Genomic DNA, 10851 nt, shown 5'->3' with positions numbered 1-10851 from the left:
ACTTTCTCACGTCACTAAGTTATCGGGCCGGGCAAGCTGTGGATACAGCGCAGCTGTGGCCAGTGGGACCCTGTGGCTGATGAGTCGAGCCAGGGCCTTGAGTAATGCTTTGTTGTCGGCGGCGCCGCTATGTTTGCGATCGCAACCAAAGGCCTTGATATCGCTGGAGAGCTGTTTTCCGGCCATCGCCTGGATAATGCTGCTGGTTTGGCTGTCGGCGCCGACCTCCAGAAACAGCTGCGCGCCATGTTTTCGGGCCCGTTGCAGCAGCGACTCCACATTGAGTGGCTGGCTGAAACAAGTCGCTATGGTCTCGGCTATCTGCTTGCGCTCAAGCCTGGCAGGTTTGAGCGGCTGCTCGCTGCCGGCGCTGATATAGATGGGCTGCGGCTGTTCAAGCTCACCCGAGAGTGGCCTGTCATAAAAGACGGTCAATTCGGGCTTTATACGCAGGGCCGCCGGTGTGTGCATGGCGGTGACCCGGTTGGCGGCAACGCCGCGTTTGCCAAGGGCCTTTATCAGTGCCCGGCACTGAGCCTCATCTCCGGCCAGCACGCAGCTTGGCCCCTGACGTATGGCGAGGTAGACCCGTGAGTAAACCGGGTTTTGCAATAATGGCGTGATGCTGCCTGTATCAATGCGCAGCAGAAAACTGTTCCAGCAGATGGCGTCTCTGGCATCGAGTTGCCACTCCTGACGCACGGCTGTGAGCGCGCCCGAGATCTGCTCTGAGAAAATCCGGCTTTCCAGCGTAGGTTTAACCAAAGCAAAAGGCTTGTCCCAGACGCCATTGGCGGCAAACATGGCCGCTTCGCCCATGGAGTAGCCGATGGCAAAGGCCGGGCGGAGCTTGAACTCACGCCGCAGTATCTGCGTCAGCAGCACACTGGCGCCGACCCCGGCAACGGCCTGCTCGGCGAGTGTCATTGTTGGCGCCGGACTGGGTGTGGCCTCTTCTTTATCGCTCAAGGCTGTTTCATTAGAAGCATCGCTCAAGGATGATGTATAAGAAATATCGCTCAAGGCTGCTGGCAGCAGGGTGGATAGGGCGACATTTTCGGCTGTTGCTGCGGCCTCAAAATCGGCATGACTGCGTGGAAAGGCCTGTTTTAAGGCGCCGAGCATGCCATGGTAAGCCGTGCCGACACCCGGGTAGACAAAGCAGAGGCGAGCCGGGCCCAGCGGCTTGGCGCAAAAAACGCTGCCATTTGGCGTAATAAGCTCAAGCTCTGGCACTTCGGCCAAAGACGTTATTTTCCGAAGCTGACCCAGGAGCAATTCGCTCTCGGCAATAAGCTCGGCGGCATCTTTGCCAATAAGCACCAGCGAATAGTATTCGCCGCCCTCGGGCGCTGTGCCTGAAAAGCTCTGCTCCAGGGTTTTCAATTCATCCGTCAGCCAGCGCGCCAGAGCATCTGCGCTCATCGATTGGCTCAGGCGACTTTTGGCCTGCTGCAGCGCAGTTTGCGCCTCACTGAGCAGAGTCTTTGGGCTGGCAATCAAGGTCAGCGGTAAAAGCCAGGGCGCTCCTTGGGGGCAAAGGCCAGAGGTTGATTCTTTTCCAAAAGCCAAGCCGCTTACACCAGAGCTGTTCAGGCAAGAGTCGCTCAAGGCTGTTTTATCACAAGAACCGCTCAAGGCTGTGCCTTGGCTGAGGATCAGTGCCATAGCCGGGGAGCTGAAGACCAGCGCCAGAGACTTGCCTTGAAAAGGCAACCCCGCCATTTTCTGCGCCAGGCGCCGCTTGGCAAATGCCTCCAGTTGCAGGCATAACGGCTCAAGTTCCAGCGATTGCTTCAGAAACAGAGTGTCCCTTTCTTCTATCTCCGGGCGTTTTGCCTGCTGCCAGGCCTGCTTAAGAAGCTGCTGCGGCTTGTGAGCGCCATGGCTTAAGGCCTGCAGCAAGGCTTGGGGATGCAGTCTTGCCTGCGCCGCATCGACTGCGCTTAGCAGCAATAGCCGCTGCTTTGATGGCAGCACCAGGCTCAGGCTTGCCCCGGCCTTGACCTCGGTCACCAGCCAAGGCCAGTCGGGAGCCTGATTGCTATCAAACGCGATAGTGCGCAAGGCAGCCCTAAGCTTGGGCGCCAGGCTTTGCTCCTCTTCGACCAGGCACAGTGCCAGCCGCAGCGGCTTTACTTCAATGTGAGGCATAGGGCCTATCGCTTTGCTCAAGGCCTTTCTCTATTACCTGTGGCGGCCTTGGCCGGTTCAAAGGCGGCATTGAGCCCCTTGCTAATGGTGACCTTGGCATTTTCCAGCCCGGTTTGCAGTTGGCCCTCGGCGTTGAACAGGGCCAGATCGGCGCTGAGCTGACGGCTGGAGTGCTTGGTCACCTGCAGGCGAATAAGGCCGGTGTCATTTTCAGGCAGCAGGGCGTTTTGCCAGAGCGCCGCCAGGGAAGAGGGCAGGCTGGCGGCATCGTATTTGAGCCGGGCCCAGATCAACATGGCCTGCAGCAGTGCGTCTTGCTGGATCAGGGCGCGCTCTTCGCTCGATGCGGCATCCGGTAGCCGGTATCGGCAGCTAAGCCCTTGATCGTCAAACTGCAGCACCTCAGTAATGGCCTGCAACTGCGGGCCATGGAACAGGGCGCCGCTGTGATAAAGCTCACTGCCTTGACGCACTTGGAGCTCACCTTCGCCGATCTCGGGCCCACTTTCACCTGTTTCGGGCATAGAAACATGTGCCAGTGGCTGACTGGCGGGCTGCTGCATTAACGGTTGCTGCATTAACGGCAGCAGGGTCGCCTGATACTGAGGCCGCTCATCACAGCTGATGCTCGCCTGCAGCTCGCCGTCGGCTCCCAGAGTCAGGCTGAGCTGCAATCGCTTTTCATCACTGTCAAACACCACGCCTTTGAGCAGCTTATAGTCCACGGCGCGCCAATCGCCGCCAAAGAGGCTCTGGGCACTTTGCAGCATCCACTGGAGCGCGCAGACAGTCGGCCATACCGGATTGCCGCCTATGCAGTGATCTTTCAGCAGCGCCAGCTCCTGGCGCTTGATGCTGCGACTCAGGGTTTGCGAGCTAGCTTGGGCCTCTGGCACATCTGTGTGGTTCAGGCCTTGTTTGCCCCCCGGGCCTTGCATACTGGAGCCAATCAACAGCTGCGGCTCCGAGCGGGCCAGAATCGCCTCGGCAAACAGCTTGGCACCGGCTTCTCTTGGGATCACATAGACGCCGCGGGACTCAAACATCTGCTTCAGCGCCGCATTGACCATGCCGCCATCCCAGGGGCCCCAGTTGAAACTGATCACTCGGGTGGTCGGCAACTCATGATGCAGCCGATGAGCGGTTTTATTGAGAATTTCATTGGCCATGGCGTAGTCGCTCTGGCCTGTGTTGCCGTAGAAACCGGCGGCGGAGGAAAACAGCGCCAACAGTTTTAAGTGCTCGGCGGCCTTTTTGTTTGGCGCCAAGGTACTGAGCAAGGCGGAGAGGCCGCCAACTTTAGTGCCTGTAACCAATTCGAGTTCGGCGAGGGTCTTGTCGGCGATGTGTTTATCGGCCAACACCCCGGCGCCGTGAATCAGCCCGCTGATAGGCGCCAATGCCTGAATGGGCGCCAGTGTGGACGCGACCGCATCCGGGTTACTGACATCCAGGCTCAGGTATTCGGCGCTGGCACCTATGGCCTCAAAGCGCTTGAGCGCTGCGTGTATCTCAAGCGCGTTGACCAGAGGTTTTATCAGGGCTTCCACTTCCTTGGGCGAGGGCTTTTGCCCCTTGGCCAATAGCGCGGTGATTGCGGCTGCTTTTAGCTGACCGCTCTCAAGCCCCTTGGCCCAATCGGGGAATGCTTCCAATGCCAAGGCCTTGCTGCGACCGGCGAGAATAAAGTGACTGCCACTTTGGCGGGCCAGCGCCAGGGCGCAGTCCAGGGTGACGCCTTTTGCGCCCCCGGTCACCAGTATTTTATCTGAACTATCGAGTCTGCATGGCGCCAGGCTTGTATCGGCAGCATTCTGGTCATCGGCCGAAGTCGCTACCAGGGTCACTCTGCCGGCGGCGCTTTTGCCCCACTCCAACGGATCCTGACTCGGGCTGTAGAGCGCATCCATGACTTGCGAGGCCAGCGCCGAGGCATCAAGCTCAGGAGCAAGATCCAACGCGCGGCAATGCACCTGAGGCCATTCCTGCGCCAGGGTCTTGGTTAAGCCAAACAGGGCGCTCTGATTCAATTCACAGGGCTGACCGCTGAAACCCAGCTGACCATCCATACGCGCCACAGTGATAAAGGCGCGGCGGCCTTTTGTCGGCGTTTGCCAGGCTGGGCTCAAATGCTTGGCGAACAGGAAGCTCAGTTGTACCTGAGTCTTGGCCGTGATGTTGAGCGGCATCAACTCTTCGAGTTGTTCCCGCGGCAGTTGTGGCTGCAGATGGATATAGATGGCCACTTGCTGTTCGAGTCCGGCGATGAGCGCCTCGACTCCGGCATCATCATTGCTGGCCAGAGTCAGGATTGGCAGTTTGCTATCCAGCGCCGATTGCGAATCGGTTGCCGCCGGGCGCACCAGAGTGACATTGATGCCACTGTCTGTCAGTTTCTTGGCCAGGACACCGGCGTTGTGGCCGTCATCGAGCAGCAGCGCACAGCTGTTCGCGGCAAACAGAGCCTCGGCGCTTGCGCCTGAGAATCTATCTGCCGCCGGCAGCTTTTTTAGGCTGATTCCCGCATGGGGCGGCAAGGCCACACTCGGCTGAGTGTTTGGCGTCTCATCGGTTTGGGTTAGCGGCTCGGCGGCATGCTCAGCGTTTGAACCGGCAAAACAATCTATGATCTGCCCCAGGGTGCGGCATTCGCTTAAGCTTGCGGCGTCCAGCTGTGGCAGCTCTGGCAATTGGTCCTGCACTGTGCCGAGAATTTCCACCCGCTTGATGGAATCGATACCGAGATCGGCCTCCATATCCATCCCCAGTTCGAGCATTTCGGCCGGGTAGCCGGTCTTCTCAGCCACTACCTGCAGCATGATTGCCGTGATATCACTCTGATTTGAAACTGGCTCAGGCTGCGCGCTTGAATCCACTCCGGCGCTTTGCTGCAGATAATCGACTATCTGCCCCAGGGTGCGGCATTCGCTTAAGGTGGCGGCATCCAGAGGCGGCAGCTCAGGCAATTGGTCCTGCACTGTGCCGAGAATTTCCACCCGCTTGATGGAATCGATACCAAGATCGGCCTCCATATCCATCCCCAGCTCGAGCATTTCGGCCGGGTAGCCGGTCTTGTCCGCCACCACTTGCAGCATCAGTGCCGTCACATCACTAGCTGTGTTTGATTGAATCGGGCTTGGCTGAACGCTTGAATTCACTCCGGCGCTTTGCTGCAGATAGTCGACAATTTGCCCCAGGGTGCGGCATTCACTTAGAGTTGCGGCGTCCAGCGGCGGCAGCTCAGGCAATTCATCTTGTACTGTGCCCAAGATCTCCACCCGTTTGATGGAATCGATACCAAGATCGGCTTCCATATCCATCCCCAGCTCGAGCATTTCGGTCGGGTAGCCGGTCTTGTCGGCCACCACTTGCAGCATCAGTGCCGTGACATCATTCTGATTTGCATGAGCAGTGTTTGATTGAGCTGCGTTTGATTGAGCCCGGGGTGGCTGAACACTGGTGTTCACTCCGGCGCTTTGCTGCAGATAGTCGACAATCTGCCCCAGGGTGCGGCATTCGCTTAGGGTGGCGGCGTCCAACTGTGGCAGCTCAGGCAAGGCATCCTGCACTGTGCCGAGAATTTCCACCCGTTTGATGGAATCGATACCGAGATCGGCCTCCATATCCATCCCCAGCTCGAGCATTTCCGTGGGGTAGCCTGTCTTGTCGGCCACCACCTGCAGCATCAGTGCCGTCACATCACTAGCTGTGTTTGATTGAGCCGTGTTTGACAGGGCTGGGCTCGGCTGAATTGGCTCGGGTTGCACACTGGAATCCACACCGGCGCTTTGCTGCAGATAATCGACGATCTGTCCCAGAGTGCGGCATTCACTCAAGGTGGCGGCATCCAATTGTGGCAGCTCAGGCAAGGCATCCTGCACTGTGCCGAGAATTTCCACCCGCTTGATGGAGTCGATACCGAGATCGGCTTCCATATCCATCCCCAGCTCGAGCATTTCCGTGGGGTAGCCTGTCTTATCCGCCACCACTTGCAGCATCAGCTCTTCAACACCTGTGCTTGGCTTGGCAGTGGTTACGGCTATGGTTGGGACAGGGACAGGGACAGTGGCTTGAGGCCGGCTCTGTAGCGCTTGGCTGGGTTGCTGTAGCGCTTGGCTGGGTTGCTGTGGCGAGCTTGCTGCTTTGACTGGCGCTGCGGCGTGAGTTATAGGCGCTGCAGCCTGGGCGGGCATAGGCTCTGACACTGGTACTGCTTGGGCCTGCTCTATCTTGGTCAACACAGCGCCGCCCTGAAGTTGTTGCAACAACTGCTGGGCACCGAGATTTTGCGATTGAATAAAGTCGTTGTGGATCTTCAACGTCTCGGCCTGGTGCTGGTGGAACATGGCCAGGGTCTGGTTGAGGCTGTCAGGAATCGCTTTACCGGCCGTTGCCAGTTTTACTTGCTCGGCGAGCAGTTGCTGTACACTGTTGCCATATTGCAGCGGGATATTCAGAAACTGCTGATGCAGCTCGGCCAACTGTTGCTGGGTGCTGAAAAACAGCTGTAATCCGCTGCCGCCGCTGTTCGCTGGGTGACCATTTGCTGCCTGTGGCGCTGTAGCTTGGCTCGGTTGACTCGGGTTTTGGCTTGCGGCCGCAACTGGGATCTCGACGATTTTTTCCACGACTTTCTCGACTATTTTTGTCTGTTGACTGATCCGGCCCTCTTTGAGTGAGGCCGCCATCTTCTGGGCGGTCGCCGGGCTGATATAGTTACTGGCACCGAGCTTGATAGTCATCGGTGAGGCTTTGTGTTTGGCCTGGGTTTGTACGGCGCGATAGGCATCGGGATCTGTCAGGGGCAGGCCCGCCAATGCCAGGCTGAGCAGGGCTTGCTTCAGCTCAGTGTCGGCGGCCAGTGAATCGATACAGCTTGGGCTGTCCAGCGACAGGAACAGGCATTCGGCGGCGCGATCGCCCAAGGTGGCTTGCGCCAACCTGGCCAGGGTGTTTTTCGGGCCAAACTCGACAAATATTCTGGCGCCGTCCCGGTACATGCTCTCTATCTGCTCACTGAAGCGCACCTGCTTGAGCATATGCTGCTCCAGGTTGGCTCTGAGGCTTTCGGCATCCTGTGCCAGCTTGTCACCTGTGGCATTGACATACAGAGGCGTTTTCGCATCGCTCAAGCCCTGGCGGGCAATCGCCTTGGCAAAGGGTTGCTGCGCATGGGCCACCAGCGGAGTGTGGAAGGCACCGGATACCGGCAGCGCTATGGCGCGCAAACCTGCCTCGTTCAGCTTGAGGTTGAGCCGGGCTACCGCTTCACTCGCGCCGGCAATCACAAGCTGAACCGGGCTGTTGATATTGGCTATCTGCACCTCGGGTTCAGTCTGCAACAGTTGCTCGAGCGTATTTCGCTCAGCGGCTGAAGGCAGAATAACGGCGCTCATGGCGCCCGGATCTTTATCTTCGGGGACACTGGCCATGGCATCGCCTCGGGCGAAGGCCAGCGCGTAATAGCTCTCACGGCTCAAGGCACCAGCGGCGCGCAGTGCCGACAGCTCACCAAAGCTGTGACCGGCCAGCATATCCGCCTGGAATCCGGCCTGGCAAAGCAGAGTGAACTGTCCCATGCCGAGGGCGCCAATGGCGCTTTGGGCAAAGCGGGTATTGGCCAGTGCCAGTTCATCCTCTTTGCTGGCCTGGGGCGAGAATTTGGCTATCGGGAACACCCGCGCCGACAAGGGGCCCATGCCGTACTTGTCGGCTACGCCCTGGCGGGAAAACTCACGGTCGGCGGCGGCAAATTCGGCGCGAAGCTCGGGATAGAGCTGGGTTAGCCCAGAGCCCATCTGTAGATACTGACTGCCTTGACCGGCAAACAGGGCGGCGGTCAAGGCCTCAGTCAAAGGCCCACTGCGGTACTCGACTCCCTGCTGTAGCCAACGGGTTTGCGGCTGTTCTTCAGCCGTGCTTTGCAGCTTGTTCAAGGCCTGTTGCAGCTTTTGCTGCAGCTCTATGGTGTCGCAGGCAAGCAGTCCCAGCCTGGGGCCTTGTACCTGTGTCTGGCTGCCGAGGCGATAGGGCGCGCACAGGGTTTCAAGGTCGTCATGGGCATCTGACTCCAGCGTCTTGAGCAGAGCGCTTATCTCTTGCTCCAGCGTAGGTTTGTCTGGTGCGCAAAACAGCAGCGGCAAAGGCGTGCGTCTCAGGCGCGAGGGGTGCTTGGGTAATTCGGGGCTGTGCTCTTCCAATACCAGGTGGAAGTTGGTGCCACCAAAGCCAAAGGAGCTGACGGCGGCGCGCCTTGGCGTACCGTCGGTTCTTGGCATCCAGGGGCGGGTTTGAGTGTTGAGATAGAAGGGCGATTGCTCCACTGCCATCTTGGGGTTGGGCTGCTTCACATTGATGGTGGGCGGCAACACCTTGTGGTGCAGCGCCAATGCCGCCTTGATCATCCCGGCAGTGCCGGCGGTCGACTTGGTATGGCCCACCTGGGACTTGATTGAACCCAGTGCAATGTGCTGCAGCTCAGGATTATCCTGGCTCATTACGGCGTTGAGGCCGCTGAATTCGGCCACATCACCGGCGGCAGTACCTGTGCCGTGGGCTTCCATCAGGCCCAGAGTATGGGGCGGGAACCCGGCATCATCATAGGCCCGCTGCAGCGCCTTGGCCTGGCCTTCGGGGCGCGGCGCGTAAATGCTCTTGAACTTACCGTCGCTGGAGGCGCCAACCCCCTTGATCACCGCATAGATGCGGTCACCGTCGCGCTCGGCATCCTCCAGGCGTTTCAGCGCCACCATGCCTATGCCTTCGCCTATCATCATGCCGCGGGAGTCGGCGTCGAACGGCTTTATCTGCTCGTCGCTGGTAAAGGCCGGGGTCTTGGAGAAGCTCATGTACATATAGGCGGAGTTGTCGGTGCAGACGCCTCCGGTGAGCATCATATCGCTGCGGCCCTCGGTCAGCTCGGTGAGCGCCATTCGCATTGCCGCCAGCGAGCCGGCACAGGCGGCATCGACCACACAGTTCATGCCGCCGAGATCGAAACGGTTGGCAATCCGACCGGCGATAACATTGCCGAGTGACCCAGGGAAGGAGTTTTCCTCCCAGTGTATATATTGGTCCTGGAATTTGCGGATCAGCATTTCGCTGTCCTGCTCACTGACGCCACTCTCGCGAAACACCTTTTTCAGCACAGGGTATTGCAGCCTGGCATTGAGGCTTTGGCTGATCTTCTGGCCACCGCCAATCCCCAAGGTGATACCGATGCGGTCGCGGTTATAGTCCGAGCCTTCATGGATACCTGCATCCTCCAACACCTCTTTGGCTACCACCAGCGACAGCAGCTGCGAGGTGTCGGTCAGTTCCAGGATATTAGGCGGCAGACCAAACTCCATCGGGTTGAAATCCACTTCCGGGATAAAGCCGCCGCGCTTGCAGTAACTCTTGTCGGCGGCTTTCTTGTCGGGGTCAAAATAGTCTGCCACTTGCCAGCGGTCGGCGGGCACTTGGGTGATGGCATCTATCTTGTCGCAGATCAGATCCCAAAACTGGTTCAGATAACGACTGCCGGCAAACAGGCTCGCCATGCCGACTATGGCAATCGGCGTGTCTTTCAGCCTTTTGTTGAGGCGTTTGTCTATCTGAGAGGCTTGTGCTTGGCTCATTGAGCATCTCCATTGGTGGCTGCAAGTTGCGGCCTGGGTTTGCGCCCTGCCTTGGCGGCAGCGGGAAACCTGGATTGGAAAATATGATAGTTGCGTACCAGCAAGCGGCGCAGTGCAAACGGGGCTCGCTTGAGGACGTAGGCTATGTAGCGGTCGGCGGCGTGGGTGTCGTCATCCTGATAGATGTCGACATAGACCCAGCCGCTGACGGGATCCATCCCTATGAGTACCGAATGGGTCTGTTGGCCAATGGGAATACTCATGGCTTCGACCTGAACCACAGTGTGTTCATCGGTACTGGGCAGCATCAACGCATCGGCGAGCGTTTGGCTGTTGAGGGTGTAGGTTTGCATCTTGCTGCCGCTGTAGACCGGCAGCTTATTGAAGTGTTTCGGCGGCAGCGAGTGCGCAGCATCAATATTGTCGAGCCGGGACGCGCCGTGGCGTTTCAGACAGCGGGCCAGCCCGGAGCGCGAAACATGGGGATTGATAAACTCTTGGGTGACTTGCAACAGCCTGTCCAATGGCAGCTTGAGCTGCCAACGCAGTCCGACAACCACATATTCCTGAATATCGCTCAGGGTAGTATTCAGATGATGCGGGGTATGGGATTGATCCTGGGTCGACTCGCGTTTACGCCACTTGCGAACGGTTGCTTCACTGATATTCAGTAACCGTGCCAGTTGGCTGACATTGAGCTCCGACTCCTGGATAAAGCGGCGCATTTCCGGGGTGGTGGTGGCATTGCGATGGCGCCGTTTTCCGGTTTGAGTTTGCTTCATAATCAGCTGGGACTGGGCCCTTGGGCTTCCTTTCTCGCCTGTCTGCTATGGTTGCAAACTTCCACAATACTGAGCGTCAGGCTGTTATTTCAGTAACAGGTGAAGCAGATTACCAGTGCCTGCCGCTCGATACAATCATCTGGGACTGAAAATCCTGCTTTTGTTTTAAGGCACTTACTCGCAAATGAGTCCGGAATGACTTGTTGTTGATTTGTTTTTAAATTGATATAACTTGGTTGTTTTGGTTTTTTGTGCTGTAAAAATGGATATCTGATACCTATTTATCCCTAATCCCC

General features: G+C 58.1%; 3 protein-coding genes. All 3 read right to left on the bottom strand.

What is annotated here, in order from left to right; genetic code table 11:
* Window positions 1-6: 6 nt before the first annotated feature.
* Genes CX650_RS05410 through CX650_RS05400 form a run of 3 tightly spaced genes read right to left on the bottom strand, consistent with a single transcriptional unit; the run spans window position 7 to window position 10555 of the window.
* Entirely contained in the window at window positions 7-2175 is a 2169-nt protein-coding gene (locus CX650_RS05410) for a PfaB family protein (RefSeq protein ID WP_101095214.1), read from the bottom strand.
* Window positions 2172-9773: a type I polyketide synthase gene (locus CX650_RS05405; protein ID WP_101095213.1), complete on the bottom strand. Its 7602-nt coding sequence runs from the start codon at window positions 9771-9773 to the stop codon at window positions 2172-2174. Before CX650_RS05405 ends, CX650_RS05410 begins: the two co-directional genes overlap by 4 nt.
* On the bottom strand, window positions 9770-10555 hold the full coding sequence (locus CX650_RS05400) for a helix-turn-helix domain-containing protein (protein ID WP_039034214.1): 786 nt from the start codon (window positions 10553-10555) through the stop codon (window positions 9770-9772). The genes CX650_RS05405 and CX650_RS05400 overlap by 4 nt, the downstream gene beginning before the upstream one ends.
* Window positions 10556-10851 lie beyond the last annotated feature (296 nt).

This window comes from Shewanella indica (assembly GCF_002836975.1).
GTDB lineage: Bacteria > Pseudomonadota > Gammaproteobacteria > Enterobacterales > Shewanellaceae > Shewanella > Shewanella indica.
This window is presented reverse-complemented; position numbering and strand designations above follow the sequence as displayed.

Coding starts and splice junctions, on each gene's coding strand:
- CX650_RS05405 (WP_101095213.1), bottom strand. CDS start 9,773: ATGAGCCAAGCACAAGCCTCTCAGATAGACAAACGCCTCAACAAAAGG.
- CX650_RS05400 (WP_039034214.1), bottom strand. CDS start 10,555: ATGAAGCAAACTCAAACCGGAAAACGGCGCCATCGCAATGCCACCACC.